The organism is Wenzhouxiangella marina (assembly GCF_001187785.1).
Lineage (GTDB): Bacteria > Pseudomonadota > Gammaproteobacteria > Xanthomonadales > Wenzhouxiangellaceae > Wenzhouxiangella > Wenzhouxiangella marina.
This window is the reverse complement of the sequence record NZ_CP012154.1, coordinates 2,708,677-2,725,221: the sequence shown is the minus strand read 5'-3', so window position 1 is coordinate 2,725,221 and position 16,545 is coordinate 2,708,677. Positions and strand designations below refer to the sequence as shown.

Here is a 16,545-nt window from a genome sequence, read left to right as displayed (position 1 = left end):
CAGGAGGAGTCTGCAAATGCGCGACCTGTTCAATCTCTACAAGCGTCAGAATCAGATCACCGATTTCGACGCCATTCGCATCGGACTGGCTCCGCCGGAGCTGATCCGCTCCTGGTCCTTTGGTGAGGTCAAGAAGCCCGAGACCATCAACTACCGCACCTTCAAGCCCGAGCGTGAGGGCCTGTTCTGTGCCGCGATCTTCGGTCCGATCAAGGACTACGAATGCCTCTGCGGCAAGTACAAGCGCATGAAGCACCGCGGCGTGAAGTGCGAGAAGTGCGGCACCGAAGTCACTCTGACCAAGGTCCGCCGTGAGCGCATGGGTCACATCGATCTGGCCTCGCCGGTGGCGCACATCTGGTTCCTGAAGTCGCTGCCGAGCCGCATCGGCCTGATGCTGGACATGACCCTGCGCGACATCGAGCGCATCCTGTACTTCGAGTCCTACCTGGTGCTCGATCCGGGCATGACGCCGCTCGAGCGCGGTCAGCTCCTGACCGACGAGCAGTATTTCGAGGCGGTCGAGGAGTACGGTGACGAGTTCGAAGCCAAGATGGGTGCCGAGGCGGTCTTCGACCTGCTGAAGAACATCGATCTGAATGGCGAGCTGAACCAGCTGCGCGAAGACATCGCGGCGACCAACTCCGAGACCAAGATCAAGCGCCTGACCAAGCGGATCAAGCTGATGGAGGCGTTCATCGAGTCGGGCAACCGTCCCGAGTACATGATCCTGACGGTGCTGCCGGTGCTGCCACCCGATCTGCGCCCGCTGGTGCCGCTCGACGGTGGTCGTTTCGCGACTTCGGATCTGAACGATCTGTACCGCCGCGTGATCAACCGCAACAACCGTCTGCGTCGTCTGCTGGACCTGAACGCCCCGGACATCATCGTGCGCAACGAAAAGCGCATGCTGCAGGAATCCGTCGATGCCCTGCTGGACAACGGCCGCCGTGGTCGTGCCATCACGGGCACGAACAAGCGACCGCTGAAGTCCCTGGCCGACATGATCAAGGGCAAGCAGGGTCGCTTCCGTCAGAACCTGCTCGGCAAGCGCGTCGACTACTCGGGCCGTTCGGTCATCGTGGTCGGTCCGACGCTGAAGCTGCACGAGTGCGGGTTGCCGAAGAAGATGGCCCTGGAGCTGTTCAAGCCCTTCATCTTCTCCAAGCTGCAGCGTCGTGGCCTGGCCATGACCATCAAGGCGGCCAAGAAGCTCGTCGAGCGCGAGGAAGGCGAGGTCTGGGACATTCTCGAGGAAGTCATCCGCGAGCACCCGGTCATGCTGAACCGTGCGCCGACCCTTCACCGTCTCGGCATCCAGGCCTTCGAGCCGGTGCTGATCGAGGGCAAGGCCATCCAGCTGCACCCGCTGGTCTGTACCGCCTTCAACGCCGACTTCGACGGCGACCAGATGGCCGTGCACGTGCCGCTGAGCCTCGAGGCCCAGCTGGAAGCCCGTGCCCTGATGATGTCGTCGAACAACATCCTGTCGCCGGCCAACGGTGAGCCGATCATCGTCCCGACCCAGGACGTGGTGCTGGGTCTGTACTACATGACCCGTCACCTGCCGGGCGCGAAGGGCGAGGGCATGTTCTTCTCCAGCGTCGGCGAAGTGCATCGTGCCTACGCCAACCGCCAGGTCGAGTTGCAGGCCGCCGTCACGGTCCGCATCCGCGAGCTGCAGATCGACGAGGAGGGCAACAGGACCGAAGTCGTCAGCCGCCAGGAAACGACCGTCGGTCGAGCCCTGCTGTGGGAGATCGTGCCCAAGGGCATGCCCTTCTCGGCCATCAACCAGGTGCTGAAGAAGAAGCAGATCTCCAAGCTCATCGACGAGTGCTACCGTACCCTGGGTCTCAAGCAGACCGTGGTCTTCGCCGACCAGCTGATGTACACCGGCTTCGCCTATTCCACGCGTGCCGGCGTCTCGATCGGCCTCGACGACCTTCAGGTTCCGCCCGAGAAGAAGGAAATCCTCGAGCGTGCCGAGAAGGAAATCCTCGACATCCAGAACCAGTATGCGTCGGGTGTCGTGACCGCCGGCGAGCGCTACAACAAGGTGGTCGACATCTGGTCGCGCACGAACGAAGAAGTCGCGCGCGCCATGATGAAGCGCATCGGCAAGGAAACCCGCGTCGACATCGACGGCAACGAGGTCGAAGAAGATTCGATGAACTCGATCTTCATCATGGCCGACTCCGGGGCCCGTGGTTCCGCCGCCCAGATCCGTCAGCTGGCCGGGATGCGAGGCCTGATGGCCAAGCCGGACGGCTCGATCATCGAAACGCCCATCACCGCCAACTTCCGTGAAGGTCTGAACGTACTCCAGTACTTCATCTCCACCCACGGTGCCCGTAAGGGTCTGGCCGATACGGCGCTGAAGACCGCCAACTCCGGTTACCTGACCCGTCGTCTCGTCGACGTGGCCCAGGACCTGGTCGTCATCGAAGAGGATTGCGGCACCGAGCAGGGTCTCGAAATGCTGCCGATCGTTGAAGGTGGTGACGTGGTCGAGCCGCTGCGCGAGCGTATCCTCGGTCGCGTCGTGGCCGAGAACGTGTACAAGGCCGACAGCGACGACGTGCTCTGCCCGCGCGGCACCCTGCTCGACGAGAAGTGGGTCAACGAGCTCGAAGCCAACGGCGTCGACCGCGTGCTGGTCCGTTCGCCGATCACCTGCGAAACCAAGCACGGCATCTGCGCCGAGTGCTACGGTCGCGACCTGGCTCGCGGCACCCTGGTCAACCAGGGCGAGGCCGTGGGCGTCATCGCTGCCCAGTCGATCGGTGAGCCGGGTACCCAGCTGACCATGCGTACCTTCCACATCGGTGGTGCCGCATCGCGTTCCGTCGCGATCGACCACATCGAAGTGAAGTCCGCCGGTTCCGTCCGCTTCTACAACCTGAAGTCGGTCGAGAACGCCGAAGGCAAGCTGGTCGCCGTGTCCCGCTCCGGCGAGCTGTCGGTGATCGACAGCCACGGCCGTGAGCGTGAGCGCTACAAGATCCCGTACGGTGCGATCCTGAGCGTCAAGGAAGGCGACAAGGTCGACATCGGCCAGAACGTGGCCAACTGGGATCCGCACACCCACCCGATCGTCTCGGAAGTGGCCGGTATCGCCAGCTTCCAGGACTTCATCGGCGGCGTGACCGTGACCGAAGAGATCGATGACATCACGGGCCTGAGCTCGATGGTCGTCACCGATCCGAAGAAGCGCGGCAGCGAAGGCAAGGACCTGCGTCCGATCATTCGCCTGCTGGACAAGAAGGGCAAGCCGCTCAATATCCCGAACACCGAGCAGTTGGCCCAGTACTTCCTGCCGGCCGGGGCCGTGATCAACGCCACCGATGGCCAGGAAATCCGCGTCGGTGACATCATCGCGCGTATTCCGCAGGAGTCGTCCAAGACCCGTGACATCACCGGTGGTCTGCCGCGAGTCGCCGACCTGTTCGAAGCCCGCAAGCCCAAGGAAGGCGCCATCCTGGCCGAAGCCTCGGGTGTGGTCAGCTTCGGCAAGGAGACCAAGGGCAAGCAGCGTCTGGTCATCACCGACGAGAACGGCGAAGCCCACGAGGAGCTGATTCCGAAGTGGCGTCAGGTGCTGGTCTTCGAAGGTGAGCACGTGGAGAAGGGCGAAACCGTCGTCGACGGCGAGCCGAACCCGCATGACATCCTGCGCCTGCTGGGCGTGGAGCGTCTGGCCGACTACCTGGTCCAGGAGATTCAGGACGTCTACCGACTGCAGGGCGTGAAGATCAACGACAAGCACATCGAGGTGATCATTCGCCAGATGCTGCGCAAGGTCGAAGTGCTCGATGCGGGCGACAGCAAGTTCCTTCGTGGCGAGCAGGTCGACCAGATCCGCGTCCAGGAAGAGAACGAGCGTCTCGAAGCCGACGGCCTGCAGCCCTGCCGTTACCTGAACGTGCTGCTGGGCATCACCAAGGCCTCGCTGGCGACCGAGTCGTTCATCTCGGCGGCGTCCTTCCAGGAGACCACGCGCGTACTGACCGACGCGGCCGTTCGCGGCACCGTCGACAACCTGCGCGGTCTGAAGGAAAACGTCATCGTGGGTCGTCTGATCCCGGCCGGTACCGGTCGCGTGGCCATGGCTCGCCGCAAGGCCCAGCGCGACGCGCACCAGGACACGGAAGCCGAGCTGGCCGCACTGCTCCGCGCCTCCGAAGCCGAGCAGACCGAAAGCACCACCGCCGGCGACGCCGAGTAAGGCCCGTCGTCAACCCGGTTCCGGCCACTGGCCGGCCCGGTACTAAAAAGAGAAAGCCACCGTGGGGCGACCTGCGGTGGCTTTTTTGTGGATTGACCGAGATGCTGCTAGACAAGTAGGTCGGGGTCACACGCGCAAACGCCCGCCTGCGAAGCGCTTTTTGCCGTTGGCAAGCCGCATTTTGCACTCCGACTGCGCTCCCGACGATCGGAGAATGATTGCCCACCTGGAATCAGGTTATCCACCAACCTTCAATGCCTCGACTGGCAAAACCCGGATTACACAAGCCCTGTTAGATATCGCTTGAATGTCATCCATGGGCGCCACTCACGGTGTTGTCGCCGGGTCGATCCTGTGGCAAGGTGGCCTGGTGTTGGAATTGGACTCGGTATGGCGCCGCCCGTCCAGTCTCGTCTCTGCAAATGATCCATGTGCCGTCGGGCAAGCATTTCGTCAACCCTGGAAGCCAATCTTGGGTTTCGGTTGCTCAGGATCTTCGCTGCTTGGTTCAATGCTTGACGGACCTGGCTAGCTGGGCGGATTGCGCAGAATCAGGGGACTTGCTATGAGGATTTCTGTAAAGAAGGTTCTGGTGTGCAGCTGGGTGCTGCTTGCAGCAATCTTCGTTCTGCTGAGTTACCTGCCAGGCATCCCAATTGGCGCAAGTGTTTTCGCTTTCTTTCTGCTGTTTATCGTCAATACGGTGCTTGCGGCCATTGGCTGGAGCCATTTCCAGAAACAGTTCAAATCGCCTCGGTACAAGGAATAGCAGCTTGAGTCATGCGACGAGCACGCCCTGGCCCCTGAAAGCCAAGATGTTTTTTATGCCGAGATTTCATCTCAAGGTCTTAGCGGGGCTGGATCAGCATTATTCTCCAGACCGTGAATGGCGTGACGGAAGAGTTCGATGAGAACGGTGTCGATCTTTCTGGCCTTGATCGTATTGGGCTGCAAACCGGCGTCGGACGAGAGGGCGCTCAGATCCGCATTCTCCCAGGCCCTTGAAAACCGGGACGTCGATGCATCGATCGATAGTTTCGAGCGCCTTGCGAGTGACTATCACGTCACCGGCAGCGATACGGTGGAGGCGGCCTGGCTGATGCTTCACTGCAAAGGCGACCTGGAGTCCGCGCTCGACCACCTCGGACGAATTCAGCCAGAAACGATCTTGCAGAATACACGTTACCCTAACCTCGAACATCAGACGCCCGATGCGCTTCAGCGCCTGAACGTACACTACTATCGCTCTTTTCACAGCCTCTACGCTTTCGCGACGTGCCTTGTTGAGGACTATGCGGAATGCCAGACAGTTACTCAGAATGCATTGGCCAGCATCCTGGGAGATGCGGAATCCGAGCAGGACAGGATGGATGGCTGGGTCTCTGTGGAGGTCCAGGATCTCCGGTGGCTGCAATCATTGAATGAAGAAGAATTACGGGCTCAACTGAGCCAACAATTGCATCAGTCAATGGAAGCCTGTTCGAACCAAAGAGCGAGATGAGGATGTTCAGTCAATGCCGATCGAGCGGTCGCAAACGGCAGCCCGGGCATGTAATTTCAGGCGGCAGGATGGCCATAGCAGATGACGGTCGCAGTCTGAGCAGACAGCTTAGTTCGTCCATTGAATGGATGACATCCAACGGCAGGACATCCACGACGTTCTACCCAGAAGCGGCTTTTCCTGTCGGTTGTTAATTTGTTGGGGATTGGGCTAGTTTCGATCGCCGCGAGTAGCTAAGGGAAGGGTGCTACCCCGACTTTTCGATGAGTCGAGCACGACAAGCAGCCAGCGATCGCTGGCCAATCAATATTCAAAAAAGCTCGACTATTCGGTCTGCTGTCGCATCAGGATTCGGGCGCGCTCGCTACCGACGCCCTTCATCCACGCATGACGGCATTCCGCCGTTGCTTCTTCCGCATCTCCGCAGCCTTGGCCATCAACGCTTCGGCCGACCCAATGGCCCGGTAGTAGCGGCTTTCGGTGCCGTGGACACGGCGTAGCCATGCTTTCGGGTGCCGGGAGAGGGACCAGACGATGTCGGGGGCGACAGCCGCTACTGAAGGCTTCATGCGGTCGAGCTTGTTGGGGTGGACCTGCTCGCCGGTCCACTGCACCAGGTCCAGATAACTGGACTCGCTCATGCCCAGCAGGGCATTGGCATCGATGCCGGCGACAGGCTTGAGCGGCCGCTGCGCCTTTCGGTAGCTGAACTGCCGTCGATCTCCTGCGCGATCTTTGATCCGAGCCTCGACCGAAGTGTGGGCAGAACCCTCCCAGGTCTCGGCCATTACGGCTCGCACCGGATTCAGATCAACTTAGGCCATGGCCGAGACCACAGCTTGCTGCTCCAGTAAGGCCTGGCACTTGACCTTCGAATTGAAATTGCTCGAAGCCCGACCGTCCGGCACAAGTGCGGTCGGTTCCGGTTCGACGCTTCTGGCCTCCGGCCAGCCACACCACGCCTTCATCCCGCGCTGGCCCGGTCGGCGACGGCTCAGCAGCAGCTGCCGTCCGCGCGTTTCCCCTATCGTCTCCGGACAAGCTCTGAGCCGATGTGCGCTTCCCGCCAGGCTCGGCATTGGTAGGAGTGATCCTTTTTTGAGAGAACCAAGATGTGTACCCGATTTTTGCTGTTTGTCTGGCTGCTTGCCCTCCTTCCCCTGGCCCTGGCCCAGGCCCAGGTCGACGCTGACGACACGCCGCAGGAGGCCGCCAACAAGCGGATCGCGCTGGGCTTCTACCAGGACCTCTGGGGCAGCGACAACACCGACCGCTACCGCGACTACCTGGCCGACGAGTACGTCGTCCATGACATCGGCGGACGCAATGGCGTGACCGAGCCAGCGGTCGAGCAGATGCGCATCGCCGATCGTTTCTGGGACAGCGGGACGATGGATTTCGAGCTGGATTACCAGATTGCCGAGGGGGATCTCGTCGCCACCCGCTGGATCTGGCGCTACGAGCCCGAGACCCTGCTGATGAAATTTCTCTTCGGCTCGACCTCGATCCCCATCATCAACGTCTTCCGGATCGAGGACGGGAAGATCGTCGAGCTCTGGAACCATCGCCACGATATCGACACGGGAATCACCCGGGTCTTCGTCCTGATGGGCTTCGGCCTGGGCCTGCTGGTCGCTCTGATCCCCACCGTCATCGCCATTCGCCTGCGTCGCAAGCTCCGGCGCCTGCAGTCGAGTTGAGCCGTGATGTCGCCCGCGCCCGGCCGTTTCCGGCAGACCGCCCATCCTTGAAGAGGATTTTCCCATGTCACCCATTCGTACCCTGACCGTCTTCCTGCCGCTGGCCTGGCTGCTTCTGGCACCGCCAGCGTCCTTTGCCCAGTCCGACTCCAGCGAGCTCCGAGCCGCCGTCACGGTCACGGGCGTCCGCGCGCATCAGGCCGCCCTTCAGGCCATCGCCGACGGCAACGGCGGTACGCGCCTGGCCGGAACGCCCGGTTACACCGCCTCGGCGACCTACGTGGCCGATCAGCTGAGTACGGCTGGCTATTCGGTGGTGCTCGAGCCGTTCAGCTTCGAGTACTTCGAGGAGTTGGTGCCCGCCGAGTTTTCGCAGCTGGCGCCCGTGGCCGCGAGCTACCCCTATTCGGATCCCACCGGCTTTTATACGTTTACCTATTCCGGGAGCGGTGACGTCACGGCGGCCGTCGAAGCCGTCGATGTGCAGGTCCCGCCCGGTGCCGTGGCCAATAGCTCCACCAGTGGTTGCGAGGCGTCGGATTTTGCCGGCTTCACGGCCGGCAGCATTGCGCTGCTGCAGCGCGGTTCCTGCACCTTTGCCCTCAAGGTCCAGAACGCCGAGGCGGCGGGCGCCTCGGCCGTGATCATCTTCAATGAAGGTCAGCCCGGTCGGGAAGAGGCCATTGGTGGCACTCTGGGCGAGGTTGGCACGAGCATTCCCGCCGTATCCACCAGCTATGCCATCGGCGCGGACCTGGCTGCCGGGGGTGCCTTCGCGCGGGTCTTCGTCGACGCGATTTCAGAAGTTCGTTCGAGCAGCAATGTCATCGCCGATGCGCCGGGGGGCAGTGATACCCGCCTGGTCATCGCGGGCACGCACCTGGACTCCCCGGCTTCCGGCCCGGGCATCCAGGACAATGGCAGCGGCTCGGCTGCTCTGCTGGAGATCGCCCTGCAGTTTGCCGGTCTGGGGATCGTGCCGGAGAATCGCCTGCGCTTTGTCTGGTGGGGTGGGGAAGAGGTGTCCTCCGATGGCGGTTCGGCCACCCACATCTCCGGACTGACGCCTGCGGAACTGGCGGCGGCACTCTATCTGGACTTCGACATGCTGGGTTCGCCGAACTTCGTCCGTTTCGTGCTCGACGGTGATGGTTCATCGGCGTCCTTCACGCTGCCGCCGGGCTCGGCGGAAATCGAGCAGGTTTTCTTCGACTACTTCGCCTCCCAGAGCCTGCCGGCCAGCGAGTTGATCCAGATCGCCACCGGGGCAAGCGGCAATTTCGCGGCCTCGGGCGTGCCGGTCGGGATGCTGTTCGCCGGCGCCGACGGCATCAAGACGGCGGCCGAGGCCGCGACCTACGGGGGTATTGCCGGGGTTCCCTACGACCCCTGTCACAACCTGGCCTGCGACACCTTCGACAACGTCAGCCTCCAGGTCCTGGACGAACTATCGGATGCCGCTGCCCACGCCATTCTGCACTTCGCCGGCGTGCTCGAGGCCGACCTGTCGATCAGCAAGACCGACGGCGAGACGGCGATCCTGCCCGGCGATTCGCTGACCTACACCATCGTCGCCTCCAACGCCGGGCCATCGGCCGTGCCGGATGCCCTGGTCACCGACAGCTTCCAGCTGCCCCTGACCGACTGCAGCTGGACCGCCGTCGCCAGCGGCGGGGCGTCGGGTGCCATGAGCGGCATCGGTGACATCAACGAGGTGATCAGCCTGCCGGCCGGCGCATCGATGACCTACACCGCCAGCTGCGGCACCCTGGGCACGGTGGGCGCGATCACGAACACGGCCACGATCGCTTCGGCCACTGTGCCGGACCCGGACGCCGGCAATAACTCCGGCGTCGACGACGATACTTTCCTGAACGGCATTCGGGGCGTGCCGACCCTCGATTCCTGGGCGCTGTGGCTGCTGCTCGGTTTGATGGCGATGATCGGCCTTGTGCGAATGCGCAGCGCTGGCTGATCGGCAACGCTGGATGCCGGCGTCCGGGCCAAGGCGCGGTCCGGCGCGATCGGAGCCGGCGGGTCGCATTGCGGGTAGACTGCCTGGGTTGCCCGCTCGAGCATCGCTCGAGGGGGCAACGATCTTGAATCCACAGGTGCCCCGAATGAAGCCGTCTCTCGTTTGTGCCGTGTCGCTGGCCGCCTCGTTCCTGCTGGCCTGCGCCGATCCGGTCCGGGAGGAGGCGAGGGGCATCGCTGCGCCCTATCTCGGCCAGGTGCCGCCCGGCCTGACGCCCGAGTCCTTCGCGCCGGGCCTGGTGTCGTCGCCGGGCTGGGAATACGGTGGCACGTTCACGCCTGACCTGACGGAGTTCTACTTTCTCCGTTTCGTAGCCGGGCAGGACGCGGCGGAATTCGTCGTGTTTCGCCACGACAACGGACAGTGGCTTGAATCCGTGGTGTCGCCCCGGGTCGGGCAGCCCTTCATTTCCCCGGATGGGCAGACGATGCATCTGGGGCGGCGCTACATGGAGCGGCGCGGGGCGGGTTGGTCGGAGATCCGCGAGCTTGGTGGCGCCTTCGCGGACTTTCGCATCATGCGCCTGACGGCCTCGGCGCGCGGCACCTGGTATTTCGACGAGGCCGGCACGGACGGCGATGGGGTGATCCGCTATTCGCGCCTGGTCGACGGGGTGCGGGAGGCGCCGCGGGTGGCCGGCGCCACGATCAATAGCGGCACCTGGCTGGCGCACCCCTTCATCGCGCCGGACGAGAGCTACCTCCTGTTCGACGGCCGCCGCGAGGGAGGCTTCGGCAGTTCGGACATCTATGTCAGCTTCCGGGGCCCGGACGGCGCCTGGGGCGAGGTGATCAACCTCGGGGAAGAAATCAATACCCCGGCCTGGGAAGCCGCTGCCAGCGTCACGCCCGACGGAAAGTACCTGTTCTTCAACCGGAACATGGGCGCCGATGACTATTCGGATGTGGACATTCTCTGGGTGGATGCCGGGGTCATCGAAGCGCTGCGGCCACGGGAGTGAGGACGGCGGCCTGGCCTGAACTCCGACCCCTTGCCGTGGGGTGGGCGTCGTGGTTAGCATGGCAGCAGAGGGGCCGACGCTCGGAGGATCTTATGAGTCTTCGCAACCCCAAGCTTCTGATCACGGCGATCTTTTCGTTGATCCTGTCGAGCATCGCCGCGGTGGCGCAGCCGGTCGACAATGACGAAGTCCCCAACTACTTCACCTACCGCTCCGTGATTCCCCACGGCTGCATCGGCGAGATTCCCTCGGCCCGGTCGGCGCCGGCGGACGAGGATCTGGCCTTCGATCAGGTCGTCCAGGTCTCGGATCAGGGGCAGTCGGCCGAGATCCGGGTCCGGGCGTGGCGGCTGGGCTGCCACGAGCAGGGGCGTTCGGCGATCATCCTGAACTTCGACTACCTGTCGGGCAGTACCCAGGTGCGCTATCCGCGGGTCCGCTTCAGCGATGGCAACGACCGCGAGGAGCCGGCCGGCCTGTTTTTCTCGACACCGCTCGTGGCCCAGGACGAGGAGGGCGAGTCCCTGGATGAGGCGAGCAGCCAGGCGCTGGGGTTCCCCGACGGGGTGTCGTTCATCGTGGCGCCGCCCGACTCGGTCACGCCCGGGTACTACAACGGCCATCTCACCTTGGACCTCGAGTGGGGCGATGGGCAGACCCTCGGCATCCCGGTCCCCTCCTATGATCCGTTTCTCGATCTGCCACAGAGCCCGGATCCCGCGATCCACGGACGCTACTCGGGGCAGTGGGTGGCCAGCGGACTCCCGCGCAGCGGCCTGGTGCTGCAGATTGCCGAGATCGATCCCTCGCGCAATTACGTATTCGCGGTCTGGTTCACCTATCTGGACGGGGCGCCTGTCTGGCTGGTGGGCAACGCCGATATCGAGCAGGGCGCGACCGAGGTGACGCTGGAGATGCTGTTGCTCGAGGGCGGCGGCTTCGTCACCGAGCCTGGCTCTTTCAGCCCGGATGACGTCACGACCGAGGTCGTCGGCACGATGACCCTGCGCGCGATCCACTGCAACCGGATCCAGGCGGACCTGGACTTCTCGGCCGCCGGGCTCGGGGTGGAGAGCCTGCACCTGAATCGGCTGATCCGCATTGCCGGCTACGATTGCGACCAGACCCAGTAGGCAGGGGCTCCGGCGCTCGGCGCAGGTTTTCCCAAGCGCCAAGGAGCCCTGGCCGGATCCGGGCCCGAGGGCTTGGTCAGGGGCGCGAAATCGGCTAGACTCGAACACCCTGAGGGCGGCTCCGGGACAGGGCGGCCCGCATCTTGACAGCCCCCGTCCGACCCCTTAGAATTCCCGTTCTTCGGCAGGCCGCCCTTGCGCGTGTCTGTCGTTTATTTTCTGAAGGCCTGAAAACTACTACTTATGTCCACGATCAATCAGCTGGTCCGCAAACCACGGCGGCCGAAGCAGTACAAGTCCAACGTCCCGGCGCTGGAAGCCTCTCCGCAGAAGCGCGGCGTGTGCACCCGCGTCTACACGACCACGCCGAAGAAGCCGAACTCCGCCCTGCGGAAGGTTGCTCGTGTGCGTCTCACCAATGGTTACGAAGTGACCAGCTACATCGGCGGTGAGGGCCACAACCTGCAGGAGCACTCGGTGGTGCTGATTCGTGGCGGTCGAGTCAAGGATCTGCCTGGTGTGCGCTACCACACCGTTCGCGGCAGCCTCGATACGGCAGGTGTCAGTGATCGTCGCCAGGCCCGTTCCAAGTACGGCGCCAAGCGTCCGAAGAGCTGATTTCGAGAAGGTGAACTGACATGTCCCGCAAGAATTCCAATTTTGAACGCGACATCCTGCCGGATCCGAAATTCGGCAACGAGATGATCGCGCGCTTCATCAACATGGTGATGCAGAGCGGCAAGAAGTCCGTGGCCGAGAAGATCGTCTACGGTGCGATCGAGGAAATCGAAGGCCGCGGCCATGCCGACCCGGTCGAAGTGATCGAAAAGGCTCTGGACCACGTCGCACCGGCGGTCGAGGTCAAGTCTCGCCGTGTCGGTGGTGCCACCTATCAGGTGCCGGTCGAAGTGCGCCCGAAGCGTCGCCAGACCCTGGCCATGCGCTGGCTGATCGATGCCGCCCGCAAGCGTGGTGAGTCCTCGATGCCGCGCCGTCTGGCCGGTGAGCTGATGGATGCCATGGAAGAGCGTGGCTCGGCGGTCAAGAAGCGCGAAGACGTTCACCGTATGGCTGAAGCCAACAAGGCCTTCTCGCACTACCGCTGGTGATCGGGCCTCCGGTCACCTGATCCGCCGCTGAGGTTGTCATCGTGTCACGCAAAGTATCCATCGAGCGCTACCGGAACATCGGCATCATGGCGCATATCGATGCCGGCAAGACGACGACCACCGAGCGCATCCTGTTCTATACCGGCGTGTCCCACAAGCTGGGCGAGGTCCATGACGGCAATGCCGTGATGGACTGGATGGAGCAGGAGCAGGAGCGCGGGATCACCATCACCTCCGCGGCCACGACCTGCTTCTGGAAAGGCATGGATCAGGACTGGCCGGAGTATCGGATCAACATCATCGATACCCCGGGACACGTCGACTTCACGATCGAGGTCGAGCGCTCCCTGCGCGTCCTCGACGGCGCCGTGGCCGTGTTCTGCGCCGTTGGCGGCGTGGAGCCGCAGTCCGAGACGGTGTGGCGTCAGGCCACCAAGTACGCCGTCCCGCGCATGTGCTTCGTGAACAAGATGGACCGGACCGGCGCGAACTTCAATCGCGTGGTCGGTCAGATCAAGGACCGTCTCGGCGCCAACCCGGTGCCTATCCAGATGCCGATCGGCGCCGAAGAAGACTTCGAGGGCATCATCGACCTGGTCAAGATGCGCGCCATCTACTGGAACCCGGACAACATGGGCACGACCTATGAAGCCCGCGAGATTCCGGCCGAGCTGGTCGACGAGGCCGAGGCGGCCCGTGCCTTCATGATCGAGTCCGCCGCCGAAGCCGTCGAGACCCTGATGGAGAAGTACCTCGAAGGCGAAGAGCTCACCGAGGACGAGATCATCCAGGGTCTGCGAGCGGGCACCTTGAACAACGAGCTGGTGCCGGTGCTCTGCGGGACCGCCTTCAAGAACAAGGGCGTGCAGGCGCTGCTCGACGCCGTGGTCCAGTACATGCCGTCACCGACCGAGGTGAAGGCCATCCGGGGCATCGACGAGAACGAGCAGGAAGACGTCCGCAAGTCGGACGACGACGAGCCCTTCGCGGCCCTGGCGTTCAAGATCGCCACGGACCCCTTCGTCGGCAGCCTGACCTTCATCCGCGTCTATTCCGGCGTGCTGAAGTCCGGCGACACGGTCTACAACCCGGTCAAGGGCAAGAAGGAGCGCGTGGGCCGCATTCTGCAGATGCACGCCAACTCGCGTGAAGAGCTCAAGGAAGTCCGCGCTGGCGATATCGCCGCGGCGGTCGGCCTGAAGGACGTCACCACTGGTGACACCCTGTGTGATCCGTCGAACGTGATCACCCTGGAGCGGATGGAGTTCCCCGAGCCGGTGATCTCGGTGGCGGTGGAACCGAAGACCAAGAGCGACCAGGAAAAGATGGGCCTGGCCCTGTCGAAGCTGGCGCAGGAGGATCCGTCCTTCCGCGTGCGCACCGACGAGGAGTCGGGCCAGACGATCATCTCCGGCATGGGCGAGCTGCACCTCGACATCATCGTCGACCGCATGCGTCGCGAGTTCAAGGTCGAGGCCAACGTCGGCAAGCCGCAGGTGGCCTATCGCGAGACGATTCGCCAGGCCGTCGAGGCCGAAGGCAAGTTCGTCCGCCAGTCCGGTGGCCGCGGCCAGTACGGGCACGTCAAGATCAAGCTGGAGCCGATGGAAGAGGGCGGCGGCTTCGAGTTCGTCGACGAGGTCGTCGGCGGTGTCGTTCCGCGCGAGTACATCGGTGCGGTCGGCAAGGGCATCGAAGAGCAGATGAACAATGGTGTGCTCGCCGGCTACCCCATGGTGGACGTCCGGGCGATCCTGTTCGATGGCTCCTACCACGAAGTCGACTCCAGCGAAATGGCCTTCAAGATCGCCGGCTCCATGGCGTTCAAGAATGGCGCGCTGCAGGCCAGGCCGGTGCTGCTCGAGCCGATCATGAAGGTCGAGGCGGTAACGCCGGAAGACTACATGGGCGATGTCATGGGTGACCTGAACCGTCGCCGTGGCCTGGTCCAGGGCATGGAAGACGCGCCGGCCGGCAAGGTCATCCGCGCCAACGTGCCTCTGGCCGAGATGTTCGGCTATGCGACTGACCTGCGCTCGATGAGCCAGGGCCGTGCCACCTACTCGATGGAGTTCCTGCATTACGCGGAAGCGCCGACGAGTGTGGCTGAAGAAGTCATGAAGAAGTCGGCCTGAGCGGCCGGCATCCAGACAACCCAGAATCTCGAGGATAGAAGGTAATGTCCAAGGAAAAATTTGAACGTAGCAAGCCGCACGTGAATGTGGGCACGATTGGTCACGTTGACCACGGCAAGACGACGCTGACGGCTGCGCTGACGAAGGTCTGCGCTGAAGCCCGTGGCGGTGACTTCAAGGCCTACGATCAGATTGACAACGCGCCGGAAGAGCGTGCGCGTGGTATCACGATTGCCACGGCGCACGTCGAGTACGAGTCGGACGCTCGTCACTACGGCCACGTGGACTGCCCGGGTCACGCTGACTACGTGAAGAACATGATCACGGGTGCGGCGCAGATGGACGGTGCCATTCTGGTGGTGTCGGCGGCCGATGGCCCGATGCCGCAGACGCGCGAGCACATTCTGCTGGCTCGTCAGGTGGGCGTGCCGTACATCCTGGTCTTCCTGAACAAGGCGGACATGGTGGATGACGCGGAGCTGCTGGAGCTGGTCGAGATGGAAGTTCGCGAGCTGCTGAGCGACTACGACTTCCCGGGTGACGACACCCCGATCATCACCGGTTCGGCGCTGAAGGCGCTGGAAGGTGATCAGAGCGACATCGGCGTGCCGGCGATCATGAAGCTGGTCGAGGCGATGGACGAGTACATTCCGGAGCCGGAGCGTGCGCTGGACAAGCCGTTCCTGATGCCGATCGAAGACGTGTTCTCGATTTCCGGTCGCGGTACGGTGGTGACGGGTCGTGTCGAGCGCGGCATCGTTCACGTGGGTGACGAGATCGAGATCGTGGGCATCAAGGACACGACCAAGACGACCTGTACGGGTGTGGAGATGTTCCGCAAGCTGCTGGACCAGGGTCAGGCGGGTGACAACGTGGGCGTTCTGCTGCGTGGCACGAAGCGTGACGAGGTCGAGCGCGGTCAGGTTCTGGCCAAGCCGGGCACGATCACCCCGCACACCAAGTTCGAAGCCGAAGTCTACGTCCTGAGCAAGGACGAAGGCGGCCGTCACACGCCGTTCTTCAAGGGCTACCGTCCGCAGTTCTACTTCCGTACGACGGACGTGACGGGTTCGGTGGAGCTGCCGGAAGGCGTCGAGATGGTGATGCCGGGCGACAACGTGCAGATGCAGGTGGAGCTGATTGCTCCGATCGCGATGGAAGAAGGCCTGCGTTTTGCCATTCGTGAAGGCGGCCGCACCGTCGGTGCCGGCGTCGTGGCAAAAATCCACGAATAAACGCTGGTAATTTATCTTGGGCCGCTGTTATAATGGGCGGCTCCTGTTAAGGGCCCCACGGTTTCGGCCGGCGGGGCCCTGATCTTCGGATCACACAGAGGCAGCCCGAAAGGGCAGCCTTGGGTTTTTGATCTTTTACAGACTAAAGGCGTACGGCAATGGCCGAACAGAAAATCCGTATTCGTTTGAAGGGTTTCGACCATCGACTGATCGATCGGTCGACCCAGGAAATCGTGGAAACTGCGAAGCGGACCGGCGCGCAGGTGCGCGGGCCCATCCCGCTGCCCACCCGCAAGGAGCGCTACACGGTCCTGATTTCCCCGCACGTGAACAAGGATGCGCGGGATCAGTACGAAATTCGCACCCACAAGCGGCTGCTGGATATCGTTGACCCCAACGACAAGACCGTCGATGCCCTGATGAAGCTGGATCTGGCTGCGGGCGTGGACGTGCAGATCAAACTGTATTGATGACTGGCGGCTCTGCCGGCTCGGGAAACCGATCCGCA

General features: G+C 63.1%; 13 protein-coding genes. 12 read left to right on the top strand and 1 reads right to left on the bottom strand.

All coding sequences use genetic code 11. From position 1 onward, the window contains the following. The first annotated feature begins 16 nt into the window (after positions 1 to 16). The 3 genes from rpoC (at position 17) to WM2015_RS11640 (ending at position 5,729) form a co-directional block, all read left to right on the top strand. On the top strand, positions 17 to 4,228 hold the full coding sequence (gene rpoC / locus WM2015_RS11650; protein WP_049726211.1) for a DNA-directed RNA polymerase subunit beta': 4,212 nt from the start codon (positions 17 to 19) through the stop codon (positions 4,226 to 4,228). A gap of 565 nt (positions 4,229 to 4,793) precedes the next feature. Next, positions 4,794 to 4,997 carry a hypothetical protein gene (locus tag WM2015_RS11645; RefSeq protein ID WP_049726210.1) on the top strand — a complete coding sequence of 68 codons (204 nt, stop codon included), beginning with the start codon at positions 4,794 to 4,796 and terminating at the stop codon, positions 4,995 to 4,997. Positions 4,998 to 5,135: 138 nt separating this feature from the next. After that, positions 5,136 to 5,729 (top strand): hypothetical protein, encoded by a 594-nt coding sequence (locus tag WM2015_RS11640; RefSeq protein WP_049726209.1) that lies wholly within the window; start codon positions 5,136 to 5,138, stop codon positions 5,727 to 5,729. 377 nt (positions 5,730 to 6,106) lie between these two features. On the opposite strand, the gene WM2015_RS11635 is transcribed toward WM2015_RS11640, so the two are convergent. Continuing rightward, positions 6,107 to 6,517: a hypothetical protein gene (locus tag WM2015_RS11635; protein WP_049726208.1), complete on the bottom strand. Its 411-nt coding sequence runs from the start codon at positions 6,515 to 6,517 to the stop codon at positions 6,107 to 6,109. 324 nt (positions 6,518 to 6,841) lie between these two features. Between WM2015_RS11635 and WM2015_RS11630 the strand changes: the two genes are divergently transcribed. From WM2015_RS11630 to rpsJ, 9 genes are all read left to right on the top strand, one after another. Continuing rightward, positions 6,842 to 7,429, top strand: a complete 588-nt coding sequence (locus WM2015_RS11630) for a nuclear transport factor 2 family protein (protein WP_082169690.1) — start codon at positions 6,842 to 6,844, stop codon at positions 7,427 to 7,429. 64 nt (positions 7,430 to 7,493) lie between these two features. Next, complete coding sequence (locus tag WM2015_RS11625) at positions 7,494 to 9,404, top strand: M20/M25/M40 family metallo-hydrolase (protein WP_049726206.1); 1,911 nt, start codon at positions 7,494 to 7,496, stop codon at positions 9,402 to 9,404. A 145-nt stretch (positions 9,405 to 9,549) separates the two neighbouring features. Further along, a complete protein-coding gene (locus WM2015_RS11620) occupies positions 9,550 to 10,425 on the top strand; it encodes a TolB-like translocation protein (RefSeq protein ID WP_049726205.1) in 876 nt (291 codons plus the stop codon). Between the two features lie 92 nt (positions 10,426 to 10,517). Then, positions 10,518 to 11,558, top strand: coding sequence for a hypothetical protein (locus WM2015_RS11615; RefSeq protein WP_049726204.1), 1,041 nt, complete (start codon positions 10,518 to 10,520; stop codon positions 11,556 to 11,558). A 243-nt stretch (positions 11,559 to 11,801) separates the two neighbouring features. Continuing rightward, on the top strand, positions 11,802 to 12,176 hold the full coding sequence (rpsL, locus tag WM2015_RS11610) for a 30S ribosomal protein S12 (RefSeq protein WP_049726203.1): 375 nt from the start codon (positions 11,802 to 11,804) through the stop codon (positions 12,174 to 12,176). Between the two features lie 20 nt (positions 12,177 to 12,196). Then, positions 12,197 to 12,667, top strand: coding sequence for a 30S ribosomal protein S7 (rpsG, locus tag WM2015_RS11605; RefSeq protein WP_049726202.1), 471 nt, complete (start codon positions 12,197 to 12,199; stop codon positions 12,665 to 12,667). A gap of 41 nt (positions 12,668 to 12,708) precedes the next feature. Then, positions 12,709 to 14,802: an elongation factor G gene (fusA, locus tag WM2015_RS11600; protein ID WP_049726201.1), complete on the top strand. Its 2,094-nt coding sequence runs from the start codon at positions 12,709 to 12,711 to the stop codon at positions 14,800 to 14,802. 44 nt (positions 14,803 to 14,846) lie between these two features. After that, complete coding sequence (gene tuf / locus WM2015_RS11595; protein ID WP_049726200.1) at positions 14,847 to 16,037, top strand: elongation factor Tu; 1,191 nt, start codon at positions 14,847 to 14,849, stop codon at positions 16,035 to 16,037. A 158-nt stretch (positions 16,038 to 16,195) separates the two neighbouring features. Beyond that, a complete protein-coding gene (gene rpsJ / locus WM2015_RS11590) occupies positions 16,196 to 16,507 on the top strand; it encodes a 30S ribosomal protein S10 (protein ID WP_049726199.1) in 312 nt (103 codons plus the stop codon). The last annotated feature ends 38 nt before the right edge of the window (positions 16,508 to 16,545 follow it).